This window comes from Ensifer sp. 22521, assembly GCF_052044795.1.
Taxonomy (GTDB): Bacteria; Pseudomonadota; Alphaproteobacteria; order Rhizobiales; family Rhizobiaceae; genus Ensifer.
Genome location: NZ_JBQENM010000028.1, coordinates 26,444 through 42,101 on the forward strand (window position 1 = coordinate 26,444; position 15,658 = coordinate 42,101).

Here is a 15,658-nt window from a genome sequence, read left to right on the forward strand (position 1 = left end):
ACGGGTTGCTAGATCACGATGATTTGGGTCGGCTGAGCGATGCCGCCAGCTGAAGGTAGACTGCGGATGTCCAGGCGAATGCCCGATCGCGAAGGCCCCTCCCCGAGCGCGCATCGAAGTTTTCGGCCATACCGCTTTTGCTGGCAAGTGAACAGAACTTTTCCGCGACATCGCGCGCAAGTTCAATCTTCCCTTGCCGGCGAAGACCGTCCCAGAGGAGAAGGGTAGTCGGGGCCCAGATGGGTCCGCGCCAATAGCCATCGTCCTCGTAATACGAACTCTGCGGGCTCTCGGTGGCGGGGCCCCATTCCGTGATGAAGCCGCCGGCCACGAGCCGCGCCACGAGTTTCTTGCGCATCTCAGAAGTCAGTCGCGCACCCAAGAGCAGCGGCATGAACTGGATGAGGTTGTCTCCCGGCAGGATCCGCTCCGGATCCGCGGCAAGCCGTGCACCGAAGGTCTCCCCGGTCCACAGCCGCTCGAACAGTAGGGTCTGCAGACCGTCGGCCTTTTGCCGCCACATCGCCTGAGGGCCCGCGTCGTCCTCCAAGAGGGTCGCCAGCGCCTCGCAGGCAAGGATCAGAAAAACGGGCAGATCCGGCGAGATTACCGGGCCGCCTTCGGCAAAGAAGGTGGCATTGTCCCAGCCGCTGTCGTTGCCGTGGAAGTAGGACGGCAGGCTCGCTGCATCCTTGCGCCCATAAGTCAGCCAATAGTCGACCTGCTTGCCAATCGCGTCGCGCAGGTAACGCTTGCGCTCTGCCGTCAGGAAGGACGGGTCGGCGGCAGCGATCAGCGACACCGCCCACCCATGCACCGGCGGCTTGGTGAAGGCGAAGAGTACGTCGCGGTCGTTGATATAATCCGGCAGCAGTCCGGACGCGTCCTGATGGTCGAAGATTACTGCCAACTGATCGAAGGCAAGGTCCTGATCGAAGGCGGCGACGCCAAGGGCGGAAAAGGCGTTGTCCCAGCTCCAGATGTTGATCATGTGGTTCTTCGACATGTAGATCGTCGGCCGCGTCAGCGCGCCGCCGGTCGGTACGCCGTTCGCCCAGAGCAGATAGCTCGCCAGGCGATGTGCCTCGTCCTGGCCTGCGACGCCCTTCGGAACGCGCGCGTGCCACTGGGCGAAATCGGCCGTTGCACCCGAAAGGGCCTCAGCGAAACGGCCGGGTCGATCAACAGGCGGCACCGTGCGGAAGAAATCGACATGGCCCTCGAAGGCATCGGTGCCCGAGAAAGAAAAGGATACGTCCTCCGAATGGTCGCGCTGCCAGGCACCGGTGACCTTAAGGTCGCCTGTGATCGCGCGCGGGATGAACTTGACGTTCTCAACCGCGGCAACGAGGCAATCCTCGCCGTTCGGCGTGCGGTAGACATAGTCGTAGCGCGAGCCTTCGAGATAGAAGCGCACGCCGGCCCGTTTGCCGGCGATGTGCAGCCGCTCTCCTTCGCCGATGACGAAGGTGACCTCCCCCTCGCCGATGCGGGCGTCGAGCCGTTCCGGCGAAAGCACGAGCACGGGCGTCGCGGTCTTGCCCGCCGCATCGAGGAATTCGACACGGCAGAGGCGACCGAGGGACCGCCGCTCGTCGCCGCCGGCGACATGGCGCAGATAGAGCGCACGCTCGCCGTCGCGGCCCGGCACCCGCATCATCGAGAGCGTCAGGAACCGGCCCCTGCGGCTGAAGGGGACGTAGTCGATATCGAACAGCATGCCTTTATCCCTTCACCGACGATCCGACCGCGCCATCCATGATGTAGCGCTGGGCGACGAAGAAGAGCGCGAGCGGCGGCAGGCAGAGGATGACGGTGATTGCGGCAATCGACGTCACGTCCACCTCGTGCAGGCCCTTGAACATCGAGAGGCCGAGCGTCAGCGTGTATTTCGACTGATCGTTGAGGAAGATCAACGGGCCGAGATAGTCGTTCCAGGCGTTCATGAAGTGGAAGGTGCCGACCAGCACCAGCGCCGGCATCATCAGCGGCAGATGGATGCGCCAGTAGATGTCGAAGGCGTTGGCGCCATCCATGCGCGCGGCCTCGTCGATCTCCATCGGCACGGTCATGATGTACTGGCGAAGCAGGAAGACGAAGAAGGCGTCGGCGAAATAGGCGGGCACGATCAAGGGCTTCAGCGTGTTGATCCAGCCGAGCAGGTTGAACTCCATATAGAGCGGGATCATCTTCACGTCCCACGGGATCATCATCGTCGCCAAGAGCAGGATGAACAACGGGTCGCGGCCGGGGAAACGGAAGCGGGCGAAGCCATAGGCCACCAGCGAGGAGGAGATGAGTTGGCCGACGGTCGACAGCACCACCACGATCAGCGAATTGGTGAGGTAGGTGCCGAAGGGCTGCTTGTTCCAGGCGGCGGCAAAGTTCCCCCAATGCCATTCGGACGGCCAGAAGACCGGCGGGAACTGGTAGAGCTCGGCGCTGCTTTTGATCGCCGTCATGAAGGTCCAATAGAACGGCGCGATGAACAGCGCCGAGAGCAGGATGAGCGCGGAATAGAGCAGCGTCTTACGCATGGCCGTCTCCATCGTTCTGGCGGACTTCACCTTCGTAATAGACCCAGGCGGCCGACCAGCGCATGACGCCAAGGCTGAGCAGCAGAACGATGATGAACATCACCCAGGAGCCGGCGGCAGCGTAGCCCATGTCGAAATATTTGAAGGCGTTGTCGTAGATGTACATGGCGAAGAAATAGGTGGAGCCGAGCGGCCCGCCCTTGGTCAATAGCAGCGCGATCGTCAGCTGCTGGAAGGCCGAGATGATCGAGGTGATGAAGGTGAAGAGCAGCATCGGCCCGAGCATCGGCAGGGTGATGAACACCATCTGCGCCCAGCCGGGAACGCCGGAGACGGTCGCCGCCTCGTAGAGTTCCTTCGGGATCGCCTTGAGGCCGGTAAGCAAGATCAGCATGGTGCCGCCAAGGCCCCAGAGACTGGCGATGATGATGGCGACGATCGCAAGGTTCGGATCGCCGAGCCAGTTCGGCCCTTCGATGCCGACGAAGGACAGCATGAAGTTTAAGAGGCCGTATTCCCTGCTGTAGATCCAGCTCCAGATCGTCACCAGCGCGACGCCGGAAATGACGCTCGGCAGGTAGAAGGCGGTGCGGAAGAAGCCGCTGGCAAAGGTGATGTGGTGCAGCATCAGCGCCAGCAGGAACGACATGACGATGTTGAACGGCACGTAGATCGCCGCAAACTTCACCGTAATCCAGAGGCTTTCCCAGAACTGCGGATCCTCGAACAGCATGGAGCGGTAGTTTTCGAGCCCGACGAAGGTACGCTCACCGACAACAGGCCAGTCGTAGAAGCTCATCGTCAGCGAGAAGACGAGCGGGCCGAGCGTGAAGAACAGGAACCCGAGGATCCACGGGGAGATGAACAGATAGGGCGCCGCATAGCGCGCGATGGCGGAGCGCTTGCGCCTTGCCACCTTTGGCTCTGCACCGGCATAGGTCATATCCATCTCCCCGTACTCCCTTTTCTTACTTCATCAGCCGCTTCGAGCGGTTGACCGCATCGTCGAGATGCTGCTTGGCATTACCCTGGTCGATCATGGTCGCTTCGATGGCGCGGGCGAGATTGTCCTGGACCTTGCCCCAGTTGGCATTCTTTAGGAACGCATGGGTCTCGGTGTTCGAGGTGGCGAGAATGTCGAAGAAGGGCTTGTAGATCGGGTCCCTGGTCATGCCCTTTTCTTCCGCAACGCTGGTGCGCACCGGCAGGTCGTTGACGCGCATGGCGACGGCTTCGGGCGAAGAGAAGAACTTGACGAATTCCCAGGCGAGATCCGGATGCGCCGCGTCCTTGGCGATCGAGATCGCCGAAACGCCGAGCGCCGAATGGGCGGTCTTGTCGCCGAACTTCGGCAGCGGCGCGACGCCATACTTGATGCCCGAAGCATCGATGCCGGACTTCGACCACATGGCGCTCTGGAACATGGCGATCTTGCCGCCCTTGAAGAGCGTGCTACCAGACGTGTCGTCACCGAGGTTCAGCGTGATCGCTTCCTGCTTCTTGGCCATGTCGCCGAACATGTCGAGCACCTGCGCTGCCGCATCGCTGTTCATGTAGCCGTCGACCTGCTTGCCGTCGTCGGAGATGTACTTGGTGCCGTTAGACCAGAGGAACTGCTCGAAGTCGTAAGGGTCCGGCTTGGCGTCGACGGCGAAGCCATAGACCTTGTTCGGCTCATCGCGGAACTTGGCCGCCTTGGCGCGCAGGTCGTCCCAAGTCCAGCCGTCCTTCGGCTCCTCGACGCCAGCCTTGGCGAACATGTCCTTGTTGTAGAACACCACCTGGGTGGTGAAGCCCGACGGCATGCCGTAGGTCTTGCCCTCGACACGAACAGTGTTCATCAGGCCCTTCGGGAAATCGTCCGGCTTGATCTCGGCCGCGTCCTTGGCGATCAGGTCGTCGAGCGGCTCTAGCGACGTGTAGTATTGCGGAAAGTTCCACATATACATCACGTCAGGCGGGTTGCCGGCGCCGAAGGCGGCGATCAGTTTCTGATCGTAACCATCCGCATAGGGCTCCACCTGGACCTTCACGCCCGGGTGCTTTTCCTCGAACTTCTTGGCGATTTCCTGCTGGATCGCCAGGCTTTCCTCCGTGTCCCAGGTCGCAAAGCGCAGCACTTCTTCCGCGCGGGCCGTGGCGGTTCCGGCCATTGCCAGAACCATCAGCGAGCCGATGATCGACTTCCTGTTGAGCATGCTTCTCCTCCTCATTCGGGTCACGCGACCCTTTTGCTTTTTTCCTGATTGATCAGCATCTGCGTCTCGGGATCGAGCGCCCGCGCAATCGCCTTGCCGTCGACATCGAACAGATGGCAATGCTCGGCAGGGATGCGCAGATAGATGCGCTCGCGGTTTGAAACCGGGTGCGTGCCGCGCACGACCGCGGTCATGTCGGAACCGTTTTCAAGGCCGATATGGACGTGGCTTTCGGTACCGAGGCGCTCGACCAGGCGAACCTCGCCGACCAGATGCGCTTCCTCGGGCGAAACAAGCTCGAGCTTGTCCGGCCGGATACCGATGGTGATTGGCTTGTCCTTGGTGACGACAGCCGAAGACAGCGTTTCGAGCGTCAGGTCCCGCACCAGGCCACCGCCCGAAAGCGTCAATTCGGAACGGTCCTGGCGGACCAGGTTCGCGGCGACGAAGTTCATCTTTGGCGAGCCAATGAAGCCGGCGACGAACAGGTTCGCCGGCTGGTAGAAAAGCTCGAGCGGCGTGCCGAACTGGCTGACCTTGCCCTTGTCGAGGACCACGACGCGATCGGAGAGCGTCATCGCCTCCACCTGGTCGTGGGTCACATAGATCATCGTCACGCCGAGGCGCTCATGCAGCGCTGCAAGCTCGACGCGCATGGTGACGCGCAAGCCCGCATCGAGGTTCGACAGCGGCTCATCGAGCAGGAAGAGCTTCGGCTCGCGCACGATCGCTCGACCGATCGCCACGCGCTGGCGCTGGCCGCCGGAAAGCTGACGCGGCTTGCGGGCAAGCAATTCGTTGATGCGCAGGATGTCGGCCGCATTGTTCACGCGGCGGTCGATCTCGTCGCGCTTCATGCCGTTCAGCGCCAGGCCGAAGGACAAGTTCTTGCGCACATTCATGTGCGGATAGAGCGCGTAGTTCTGGAAGACCATGGCGATGTCACGCCTGGCCGAGGAAACGTCGGTGATGTCGCGCTCTCCGAGGCGGATGGAGCCACTATCCAGCTCCTCGAGCCCGGCGATGGAGCGCAGGAGCGTGCTCTTGCCGCAGCCCGACGGGCCAAGGAAGCAGACAAACTCGCCGTCGGCGATATCGAGGTTGATACCCTTCAAGACTTCAAGCGAACCAAAGCCTTTGCGCAAATTTTCGATACGGATCGCTGCCAACGGGCCCTCCCTGCCGGCGGAGCGCTTAGCAAAGGCCAACGGCATGAGCTATGCGCCTAGTTAAACGTTTATATGAACGATAAAAACGTTTAACTTTCTTGTAAAGCGGAAAATCGCATGGGTCCGATTTTGCTGTTGAAGGCCAGGAGCAATAACAAAACGGCCGCTCGGAGGGCGGCCGTTTTGGGCTTTTGTCTCAGACGGTTAGACGACCGAGCGTCTCGTCGAGCGCATTGAGGAAGCGGTCACAATCCTCGACGCTGAACGGTGCCGGCGGCTTTACCTTCAGCACATTGTGGTGCGGCCCCTCGCTGCTGAGCAGAATTCGGTGCTCGCGCTTCATCTCGGCGATGACGAAATCGAGCTCACGCGCGGCCGGCTCCAGCGTCTCGCGATCGCGCACCAGCTCGATGCCGGTGAAGAGACCGTAGCCTCTGACGTCGCCGATGATCGCATGTTTTCCGGCGAGCACTCGGGCACCGTCCATCAACCGGTCGCCGACGACCCGGCAATGGTGCATCAGCCGCTCGTCGCGGATGACGTCGAGCACGGCAAGGCCGATTTCGGCCGAAACCGGATTGCCGCCGAAGGTGTTGAAATACTCCATGCCGTTGGCGAACGAGGCGGCAATCGCCTCCGTGGTGACGACGGCTGCCATCGGGTGGCCGTTACCGATCGGCTTGCCCATTGTGACGATATCAGGCGTAACACCCTGCAACTCGTGCGCCCACATATGACTGCCGACGCGGCCGAAGCCGACCTGTACTTCGTCGGCAAGGCAGAGTCCGCCTGCCGCGCGCACATGCGCATAGGCCTCACGCAGATAACCCTCCGGCAGCGATAGTTGTCCGCCGGTGCCGAGAATGCCTTCACTGAAGAACAGCGCCGGGCTACGACCGTTTGCAGCGAGAGCCTCAACCTGCCTGCGCACGTCCTCGGCATACTTCCTGCCGGCATGGACGTCGCCGTAACGGTAGCGCCCGCGATAGAGGTCGGGCATCTCGGCGACCTTCACATGCGCCTGCTGCCCCTCCCCGCCCTTGCCGGCAAACTTGTAGGGGCTGACGTCGATCAGGCTCGACAGGTGGCCGTGATAGGCATGGTCGACCGTGATGATGTCGCGGTTGCCGGTATAGGCACGCGCCAAGCGGATGGCGAGATCGTTCGCCTCGCTGCCGGAATTGACGAAGAAGCAGACGTTGAGCGGATCCGGAAACTGCGCGGCAAGCCGGCGGGAGTACTCGACCAGCGAATCGTGCAGGTAGCGCGAATTGGTGTTGAGCCGCCGCATCTGCGCCTGCGCCGCCCTAACGACGCGGGGATGGCAATGGCCGACGTGGCAGACATTGTTGACCATGTCGAGCCAGCGCGTGCCCTCCTCGTCGATCAGGTGTGCGCCCTCGCCGCCGACGATCTTCAGCGGTGCTACGCTATAGGCGATGCTGAGCGACCGGCCGATGCGGCGATGACGTTCGCGCACCAGAAACTCATTGTCGCGGGGCACGATCACCGAGACCGGCACGGAGAGGCCGAGCACCACGCTCGGGTCCGGGCTCACATCGCGCCACACCTGCCACTGGTCGCGCACGCCGACGCCATGCATGCGTCCGCCGAGGCCGAGATGATCGGTGACGATCTGGAAATGCAGATGCGGCGCCCAGTTGCCATTTTCCTCGGCCGCGCCGAAGGCGGCGAAGACCTCGCCCTTGGCGATCGCCTGCCCCTCGGAGAGCTTGGCGACGATTTCGCGCGACAGGTGGCCGTAGAGCGTCCAGAAGCAGACACCACCATCGATCTCGTGCTCGAGCAGCACGGTCGGGCCGAAGCCGTAAGGGACGGCGTCATCGTGAATGAAGGCGACCTTGCCGGCAAAGGGTGCCGAAACCGGCTCGTGCACCGGCGCGAAGATATCGACGCCGAGATGCACGGAGCGACGCGCGCCTTCGACCGACGTCTGATAAGCCTCACCCTGATAGATGCCCCGGTCTTCGCCATAAAGACCTATGCCGAAGGCCGCACGCTCGCTGCCGATCCTCGCCGCTATGCGCGCTTCGGCTTCTGCTGCATCAGGGCTCGCCCATTGCGCGGCCTCCGGGCCGGATGCGGAGAAGTCGAAGACCGCGACCTCCGGCTTGGCGACGTCAGGACGAACGATCGGCGCAAAATCGTGCGCGTTCTTCTCGAGCCAACGGACGACCGCGGCCGCATGCGGAATCGGCGCCAAACCGCAGGCATCGCGGATGCGGGNCCCGGTTCTCGCTCTGGAGCCTCTTCAGTTCGCGCCAGACATCCTCCTGGCTGACGAGCAGATAGGTATTTTCAGGATTGTCGCGGATCTGTTTTGCCGCCATGCACATGCTGACGGCGTAGCGGGTCATGACGAGATCGAAGACCAGCTCGACTTCGGTTTCGCTCAAGCGATTGACCTGGTGATAGGCGCCGGCCAATGCTGCAATGGTCCCGATCGGATCCGCTGCTCCGATCAGCGCATAGGCCGAAGCGACGGCGATCTCGATAACGCGCCAGGTCTCGACCATGTCGCCGAAGTCGAGCAGACCACTGACCTGGCCTTGGCCGTCGAGCAGCACATTGTAATCGTTGGCGTCGTTGTGAATGACCTGCATCGGGCAGGTCGCAAGGCGAGGCAGGACAGCCAAAGCGAAATGATCAAGGATCGCGTCGACCGCCGCGCGCTTGTCCGGGCCGTCGATCAATTCCAAGTGTTTGCGATGCATGTCGGCCCGGCCGATGTCCCAAGCATAGAGCCGCTTGGTGCCAGCGTGCATGAAGCCTTCGAGGCTGCGATCAAGACCAGCCAGCAACCGTCCGAGGCTCTCGGCACTGGCGGCGTTGCGCACCGGCGCCTTGGCCCAGATGTCGCCGGGAAGCCAGGAGAGGAGCCGCGCCGTGCGCGGACCGCGAAGTTCGATCTTGCCGGTGACGGCGCCGGAACGATCGCGCAACGCGCGCGAAACCGACAGATCCGATGCCTTGGCGGCAAGGTGCTCGAGCACCGACACCTGCATGTCGAGCTCGTCCGCATCGCCGGCCGCGTGCAGCTTCAGCAGGTATTCCTGGCCATCGGCGGCCGAGACCCGATAGTTGAGATCATGTTCGCCCGGCAGCGGCGAAAGGCTTGCCTCGATGCCGTAAGTGGCGCTCAGCCACGCCCGGATCGTCGCCAGTTCCTGCTCGGTCTTCAACTCTCTCGCTGCCATTGTCTCCGCCTGTCCTGTCACCACGAAACCCGCCGCCCGTCATAGGCGCGGAAACTGCCGCTATCGGCCATATCTGCCCTGTCGATGATCGCCTTCAGCCCGGCCGCACTGGACGCGACCGAAACGACGGCGTCGCTGCCGCCCATGTCCGTCTGCACCCAGCCTGGGTGCAGCGACAGCACCGAAATGCCGTCGCCCCTCAGATCCTGCGCGAGCTTGACCGTCGCCATGTTCAGCGCCGCCTTGGAGCAGCGATAGGCGTAGTCGCCGTCATCGTCGTCGAGCGTGCCCTCGGCAAGTGAGCCGGCGCGGCTGCTGATATTGGCGACGATCCGGCGCTCACCGGCCTTGAGGTTGCTATGAAGCGCCCGCGTCAACAGAAGCGGCGCCAGCGCGTTGACCCGCATCACTTCCAGGAAGTCTTCCGTTTCGAGGCTGGAAAGACCACCCGTATCACCACGCACGCCCGCATTGTTGATCAGCACGTCAATCGCCACGCCCTGGAGCGCTTGCCCCAGAGCATCGATCGAAGGGGGATCGGCGACATCGAGCGGCAGTCGATCGGCACCGCCTTCGGTCGGAAGTGCCCCCCGCTGGCAGGCGATAACGCGCCAGCCGTCCACGGCATATATCCGTGCCAATTCGGCGCCGAGCCCGCGGGAGGCGCCTGTGATCAGGACCGTCGGTCGCCTAGCGGTGCTTGATGTCATATTTCCGCTCGATCATGTTGACGAGGCTGGCCGCCGCCAGCGTCAGGAAGATGTAGAAGATTGCAGCCGAGTTATAGGGCGCGAACGGCAGGAAGCTCGCCGACTGGAACTCGCGCATGCGTTGGGTGATGTCGCGGATCGACAGGATCGACAGCAGCGACGTGTCCTTGAGGATGGCGATCAGTTCGTTGCCGAGCGGCGGAATGATGATGCGGAAGGCCTGCGGCAGCACGACGAGGCGTGCCGTCTGCCAGCGGTTGAGGCCAATGCTGCGCGCCGCCTCGACCTGGCCGACCGGAATGGCGTTGATGCCGGAGCGGAAGATTTCGGCGAGATAGGCCGAATAGGCAAGCGCCATCGCGACGATGCCGCGCATCAGGTTTGGCGGGTCGAGCACGCCTTGGGACGCATCCTTGAGCGCGCCGCTCAAGGGCAGGCCGACATAGAGTACGATCACCAGCATGGGGATACCGCGGATCGTATCGACGATGAACTCCGATCCGATTGCCAGCGGATGGCGCTGATGCAGATAGCCGCCGAAGGTCAAGAGGCCGAGGATGATCGCAAGCACTGCGACTGTGACGCCCGCCGCCCGATCGCGGTCGTTCAGCGTTTCGGTCTTCCAGAGCACGGGCATATCGGCCGGAGCCGAAGCTGCCGGCAGCAGTGCCGCCGAAACGCCCTCGCCCTTGGCGATCGAGGCCAGCGCCTCGGTCGGGCCGACGAAGGTACGCACCGGGGTCTCAGTCTGCGGCGCGCCGTCATACTGGCCGAAGCGCACGGCGCTGATCAGTCCCGCCGGTGTGTTGGTCACGATGCCGACCTTGCCCTCGAGCGTGCCGGCGAGCACGTAGGTATCGCGTGGCTGCAGAAGGAACCAGCCGGCGGCCAGCGCCAGCACCAGCGTAGCAATGGCGAAGTAGAGGCTGGTCCTGACCGTCGATCTGAGTTGCAGCAACCCGACCCAGACAAGGCCCATGAGCGCTGCCAGGATGTAGGCCGCTATCGCCGCACGGATGGTGGTCGCGACGCCTGCGGCAAATGCGATGTGGGCGAAGAAGAAGACGAACACGAGGCCCGCGCCGTTGACCAGACCAATGATCCAGCGGGCAAGGCGCCGCACCCGGTCGTCAGGCGCTGAGCCTGAACGTTTGCTCAGGAAGAAAAGGCCGAGGCCGATCACGGTAACCGCGAAATAAAATGGGAACAACCACGCTTCGACGCCACGCACCATCAGATCGGCCGCCTCGGTCAATTGCCGTGGCGTCACGCCCTTGGCGATCAGTGTCGACTTGAACGGATCGACACCGTTGGCAACGACGGATGCGACGAAGGGATGGATGTTGTGGCCGATGACGAGGACGGCCGCAGCGGCAAGATTGAGCACGGCTGCGACATTGGCCAGTCGCGGACGCGGCGCCTTGGCGCGCGAGAAAACGAGCAAAGCGATCCCTGACGCAAACGCGATCGCCAGCGCCAGAAAGCCCGGCACGAAGGCCGATGAGCCGTTTTCGACGCCGAGGATCGCCCGCAGCGAGCGCTGGTAGTCGCCGGAGGAAATGAAGAGATAGATGATGAAGGGCAGCGCGGTCAGGATGATGAGATTGCTCGGACGCACGCTTCTCAGGAACGACATTCATTCCTCCGGGGGCATAGTAGACAGACGGAAGACCCGGAGCGCGAGCACGCGCTCCGGGTCCGATCGGCATTGTGAGCTTACTTGAGGCCCCAGTATTTGTTGACGAGCTGGTCGAGCGTGCCGTCGTCCTTGATCATCTTCAGGCCCTCATTGAAGGCCGCGACGTTTTCATCGCCCTTGCGGAAGACGAGACCGAGCGGGTCGGATTCGAGGTCCTTGATCGCAACGACGAGCTCACCGGCGAATTCGCGTTCGTAGGCGGCCGCATTGGCGCCGTTGATGACGACGCCGTCGACGTCCTTGTTCTTGAGCGCGATGATCGCGGCGCTGAAGGTATCGTAGGCGGCGACGTTCTCCTTGCCGACGACACCCTCGGCAACCTGGGCATCTGTCGTGTTCGCCTGGGCGGACAGCTTTCTGCCGGCGTCCTTGAAGCGGTCGAGCGTGATGCCCTGGTCTTCAACGCGCATCAGCACCGCCTGGCTGTTGACGATGTAGGGATCGGAAAAATCCATCGCCTTCTTGCGTTCCTCGGTGATCGAGACACCCGACGCGACGAGGTCGAAGCTGCCCTGGTCGAGGGCTGCGAAGATGCCGTCCCAGCCGGTCGTGACGAATTCGGCCTGGCAGTTGATCTTGGCGCAGACGGCGTTGACCACATCGACATCGAAGCCGACGACCTGTCCGGTCGCCGGATCGATGCTCTCCATCGGCGGCGAGGTCGTGTCGGAGCCGACCTTCAGCAGTTTGCCGCCGAGATCGGCAGCGTGAGACACGCTCGAAGCAAGGGCTGCTACAGCCAGGGCAATCATCAGTTTTTTCATGGTTCTCCTCCTTGGATGATTAACTTTGGACCAGACGGCCGCCGAGATTGTCGGGCTGCCGTGCGATCAACGTCGGCCTAAAGACCTGCCAGAACGCCGTGGGGTCCTCACCCTCCATAAGGCGCAGCAGGAATTGTCCGAGTGTGCGTCCGAGCACCTCGATCGGCTGGTAAAAGGTGGTGATCGGCGGCGTGAAATAGGCACTGACGTTGATGTCGTCATAGGCAATGACGTCGACATCGACGCCGACCTGGCGCCCGAGACTGCCAAGCCCGGAGAGCACACCGAGCGTGGTGGATTCGTTGATGCAAACAAACGCCGTCGGGGCGTCGTCGAACTGCTGGAAATCGATCACTGTCTGTCGGCCGAAATGCGTCGAAAGATCGCCCTCGGCGATCAACTCCACCGGCGCATCCAGGCCCGCCTCACGGAACGCCCTGGAAAAGCCATCGATCCTGTCGATCGCGTAGGAGAGCCGCCGCTCCGGATTGACGAGCGCGATCCGCCGGTGGCCACCGGCGATCAACCGCGCGGTTGCCGCATACGCCGCCCATTCGTTGTCAATATCGACATGGGCGTAAGAGAGATCCTTGCGGCAACGCCCCATCGAGACGAAGGGAAACTGCTCGGCGACGAGCAGATCGATGCGCGGGTCTTCGGCGAGAATACCGGAGAAAATCAGACCGTCGGCCAACCCCTGATCGACGATCCGGCGCGCGGCTTCGGCTCCATCGGCCGCGTCGCGGATGACATGCACCGACATCCGATAGTCCGTGCCTTCGAGCGCCTGGCTGATGCCGCTCAAGGTCTGGGTGTATTCGACGCCGTCCCACTCATAGTCACGCGCTGCGGTGACCGGCATCAGCACGGCGGCTTGAAAACTCTTGCCGGTGCGAAGCGCCATGCCGCGCGCATTGGCCTGGTAACCGACTTCGCGTGCCGCCTTGTAGATGATGTCTCTTGTCGCCGGGGCGACCACGGGAGATTCGCGCAGCGCCTTCGAGATCGTGGCGATGGAATAGCCCGTCAACTCGGCCAAGGTCTTTATCGTTGGCGTCGGTGCGCGCCGCGCCCTGTGGATCTCAGTCGCCATGCACCCTCCCAAGCCCCGGCCTTCTCCTGGAGATTAGAGGTAGCAGCCAATAAAAACGTTTTCAAGAAAAATAAAAACGTTTTTATTTTGGATGATATGCATGCAAAAAGAGCGCAGTCGCCACTAGCGGCACCGGCGATACAGGCCTTGACCCGCGGGGCAGTGAATTTCAACGATTGAGTGGTGCAGCTTGCTCAGTGAGCAGTATAGGCGCCGTCTACGAGGTGAACGCTTCCAGTGATGAAACTCGCCTGCTCCGACAACAGGAAACAGATCAGAGCCGCTACCTCGTCTGGCGTACCGCGACGCCCCATAGGCTGCAGCGACATCATGCGTCTACTGGTTGCCACCTCCGAATTCGAGGCGGACAGCGGCGTGTCGATCCATCCCGGCGCCACAGCATTGATGCGAATACCCGTGCGGGCATACTCGATCGCGGCCGCCTTCGTCAGCCCAACCACTGCGTGCTTGGCGGCCGTATAGGCGGCGGCAGTGGGCAGCGCGACTGAGCCCAGAATGGAAGACGTGTTGACGATGGCGCCCCCACCCTGTGCCACCATGGCCGCGATCTCGTACTTCATACAGTAGAAGACGCCATGCAGATTTACGTTCATCAATGCATGCCAGCCATCGAGCGGATAGTCGGCCGTCGCCTTGCGGATGCCTTCGATGCCGGCATTGTTGACCGCCAGATGCAGGCCGCCGCAGGTCTGCACGGCGAACGTCACCAGCTTTTCCACCGCCTGGGCATCGGCGACGTCGGCCGCGACATCATGGGCCTTGCCCCCGTTCGAGCGAATCTCCTCGGCAACCAGGTGCACGGCGACAGCGTCAACATCCGCAGCAACCACTTCCGCTCCCTCAGCAGCGAGTTGCCGGCACACGGCTGCGCCAATTCCGGAACCGGCGCCCGTCACAAGCGCAACCTTCCCAGCGAAGCCTAGATTCATACTGTCATTCCTAACGTTTAGCTTTCGACTAATCGAGCGCGCGCGACATCGCAAGTCATTCCATGAAATGCACTCGAAGCCCCGATCTTCCAATCAAACAGCAGCAGCAACACACAAGAATCGCGATATTTTTTTACCCGATTCATGCACTGCACCCAGGCCCTCTTTCCAGATATACAGTCCTTTCTGTCCATTTCACCCGGAACGCGGGCGAAAAACCTGGAGTGTCATTATCTATCCTGTCGCTGGGTGTAGTTCATTGGAACTGGACAGAGAATATTGTAATGCTAAAAAACGAATCGGGGCGCACCATTTTTCTCAGCAGGTAAAGATGGACAATCACCGCATTACACGGAGATTCCTGGTCATCGGCAGCCTTGGCCTGTTGGCCGGGTGCGGCTCAAGTTGGCGGGGTGTTTCCTTCCCATCCCTGTATGGCGGAACGCCCGGCGTCGATCGCCGCTACCGAAAACAACACGTCCGATACGACGGCAACGAGCCAGCCGGAACGATTGTTGTGGACACCACGCAACGCTACCTCTACTCGATCGAAGATGGTGGATGGGCGATGCGCTACGGAATAGGCGTCGGAGAGGAGGGCCTTACCCTCAAAGGCCAGGCCGTTGTCGGCCGAAAGGCCGAATGGCCGTCATGGACGCCGACCGCAAGCATGATCAGACGCAAGCCGGAGCTGGCGCAATACGCCGGTGGAGTTTCCGGCGGTCCCCACAACCCGTTGGGGGCCTCAGCCCTATACCTTTATCGCAACGGTCAGGATACCAAGTTCCGCCTCCACGGCACGAACGCACCTTGGACCATAGGGCAGGCGGTTTCCAACGGCTGCATCCGACTTACGAACGACGATATCGTTGATCTCTACGCGCGGACGCCTGTTGGAACTCCGGTATTGATCATTTGATAATGTACTCTATCTGAGTGCGGTATTGGGGTAAGGCCGACATGCATTTAAATCTTCAAAGTTTGGTAACGATAATCCGACTGACGAGTGTGCCCTTTCCGCACTAGGCCGAATCTCGAAATGCCACTAATACTATGAATGTTGCCTTCGAATAACCATTCCGATCACAGAGGGAAGGAAATATTGATGAGCAGAATTCTAATCGTAACAGTTGCGTTGCTTTCCGTTGCCAGCCTCTCCGCTTGCGGAACAATCGGCAAAGGCAAAGGCAAGGCCCCGCCACCGGTGGCCGAAGAACCGGCGCCCGTCTACAAATAGTGACTGACGCTAATTCGGGGAGGATCTCACGGTCCTCCCCGCCCTGAATGATCGTGGCCGCCTTGGCCATGCGTCGTGGCGCG

12 protein-coding genes and 1 pseudogene are annotated in these 15,658 nt (G+C 61.9%); 2 read left to right on the plus strand and 11 right to left on the minus strand.

Features of this window, described 5'->3' with window-relative positions; translation table 11 throughout:
* Positions 1-13: 13 nt before the first annotated feature.
* The 11 genes and pseudogenes from ACTJKE_RS30035 to ACTJKE_RS30085 all read right to left on the minus strand — a co-directional run bounded on the left by ACTJKE_RS30035 (position 14) and on the right by ACTJKE_RS30085 (position 14,338).
* Positions 14-1,720, minus strand: a complete 1,707-nt coding sequence (locus tag ACTJKE_RS30035) for an amylo-alpha-1,6-glucosidase (RefSeq protein ID WP_440693396.1) — start codon at positions 1,718-1,720, stop codon at positions 14-16.
* 4 nt (positions 1,721-1,724) lie between these two features.
* Positions 1,725-2,537, minus strand: a complete 813-nt coding sequence (locus ACTJKE_RS30040; protein ID WP_058328116.1) for a carbohydrate ABC transporter permease — start codon at positions 2,535-2,537, stop codon at positions 1,725-1,727.
* Positions 2,530-3,486 carry a carbohydrate ABC transporter permease gene (locus ACTJKE_RS30045; RefSeq protein WP_058328115.1) on the minus strand — a complete coding sequence of 319 codons (957 nt, stop codon included), beginning with the start codon at positions 3,484-3,486 and terminating at the stop codon, positions 2,530-2,532. Before ACTJKE_RS30045 ends, ACTJKE_RS30040 begins: the two co-directional genes overlap by 8 nt.
* A 19-nt stretch (positions 3,487-3,505) precedes the next feature.
* Complete coding sequence (locus ACTJKE_RS30050; protein ID WP_113513123.1) at positions 3,506-4,735, minus strand: ABC transporter substrate-binding protein; 1,230 nt, start codon at positions 4,733-4,735, stop codon at positions 3,506-3,508.
* A gap of 20 nt (positions 4,736-4,755) precedes the next feature.
* A complete protein-coding gene (locus ACTJKE_RS30055) occupies positions 4,756-5,904 on the minus strand; it encodes a sn-glycerol-3-phosphate ABC transporter ATP-binding protein UgpC (RefSeq protein ID WP_113513125.1) in 1,149 nt (382 codons plus the stop codon).
* A gap of 196 nt (positions 5,905-6,100) precedes the next feature.
* Positions 6,101-9,122, minus strand: a pseudogene (locus ACTJKE_RS30060) (aminotransferase class III-fold pyridoxal phosphate-dependent enzyme).
* A gap of 17 nt (positions 9,123-9,139) precedes the next feature.
* Positions 9,140-9,832 (minus strand): SDR family oxidoreductase, encoded by a 693-nt coding sequence (locus tag ACTJKE_RS30065; protein ID WP_113513129.1) that lies wholly within the window; start codon positions 9,830-9,832, stop codon positions 9,140-9,142.
* Positions 9,813-11,468, minus strand: coding sequence for an amino acid ABC transporter permease (locus ACTJKE_RS30070; protein ID WP_113513131.1), 1,656 nt, complete (start codon positions 11,466-11,468; stop codon positions 9,813-9,815). Before ACTJKE_RS30070 ends, ACTJKE_RS30065 begins: the two co-directional genes overlap by 20 nt.
* An 80-nt stretch (positions 11,469-11,548) precedes the next feature.
* Entirely contained in the window at positions 11,549-12,295 is a 747-nt protein-coding gene (locus tag ACTJKE_RS30075) for a transporter substrate-binding domain-containing protein (RefSeq protein ID WP_057251726.1), read from the minus strand.
* Positions 12,296-12,314: 19 nt separating this feature from the next.
* Complete coding sequence (locus ACTJKE_RS30080; protein ID WP_440693398.1) at positions 12,315-13,388, minus strand: LacI family DNA-binding transcriptional regulator; 1,074 nt, start codon at positions 13,386-13,388, stop codon at positions 12,315-12,317.
* A gap of 194 nt (positions 13,389-13,582) precedes the next feature.
* Positions 13,583-14,338, minus strand: coding sequence for a glucose 1-dehydrogenase (locus ACTJKE_RS30085; RefSeq protein ID WP_113513135.1), 756 nt, complete (start codon positions 14,336-14,338; stop codon positions 13,583-13,585).
* Positions 14,339-14,669: 331 nt separating this feature from the next.
* On the opposite strand from ACTJKE_RS30085, the gene ACTJKE_RS30090 reads away from it, so the two are divergent.
* Positions 14,670-15,257 carry a L,D-transpeptidase gene (locus ACTJKE_RS30090; protein ID WP_058322622.1) on the plus strand — a complete coding sequence of 196 codons (588 nt, stop codon included), beginning with the start codon at positions 14,670-14,672 and terminating at the stop codon, positions 15,255-15,257.
* A 186-nt stretch (positions 15,258-15,443) separates the two neighbouring features.
* Positions 15,444-15,575, plus strand: coding sequence for an ABC transporter (locus tag ACTJKE_RS30095; RefSeq protein ID WP_082640836.1), 132 nt, complete (start codon positions 15,444-15,446; stop codon positions 15,573-15,575).
* Positions 15,576-15,658: the final 83 nt, after the last annotated feature.

Excerpts from the sequence above, each read along its gene's own strand:
- ACTJKE_RS30035 (WP_440693396.1), bottom strand. The coding sequence starts at position 1,720 with ATGCTGTTCGATATCGACTACGTCCCCTTCAGCCGCAGGGGCCGGTTC.
- ACTJKE_RS30040 (WP_058328116.1), bottom strand. The coding sequence starts at position 2,537 with ATGCGTAAGACGCTGCTCTATTCCGCGCTCATCCTGCTCTCGGCGCTG.
- ACTJKE_RS30045 (WP_058328115.1), bottom strand. The coding sequence starts at position 3,486 with ATGGATATGACCTATGCCGGTGCAGAGCCAAAGGTGGCAAGGCGCAAG.
- ACTJKE_RS30050 (WP_113513123.1), bottom strand. The coding sequence starts at position 4,735 with ATGCTCAACAGGAAGTCGATCATCGGCTCGCTGATGGTTCTGGCAATG.
- ACTJKE_RS30065 (WP_113513129.1), bottom strand. The coding sequence starts at position 9,832 with ATGACATCAAGCACCGCTAGGCGACCGACGGTCCTGATCACAGGCGCC.
- ACTJKE_RS30070 (WP_113513131.1), bottom strand. The coding sequence starts at position 11,468 with ATGTCGTTCCTGAGAAGCGTGCGTCCGAGCAATCTCATCATCCTGACC.
- ACTJKE_RS30075 (WP_057251726.1), bottom strand. The coding sequence starts at position 12,295 with ATGAAAAAACTGATGATTGCCCTGGCTGTAGCAGCCCTTGCTTCGAGC.
- ACTJKE_RS30080 (WP_440693398.1), bottom strand. The coding sequence starts at position 13,388 with ATGGCGACTGAGATCCACAGGGCGCGGCGCGCACCGACGCCAACGATA.
- ACTJKE_RS30085 (WP_113513135.1), bottom strand. The coding sequence starts at position 14,338 with ATGAATCTAGGCTTCGCTGGGAAGGTTGCGCTTGTGACGGGCGCCGGT.
- ACTJKE_RS30090 (WP_058322622.1), top strand. The coding sequence starts at position 14,670 with ATGGACAATCACCGCATTACACGGAGATTCCTGGTCATCGGCAGCCTT.
- ACTJKE_RS30095 (WP_082640836.1), top strand. The coding sequence starts at position 15,444 with ATGAGCAGAATTCTAATCGTAACAGTTGCGTTGCTTTCCGTTGCCAGC.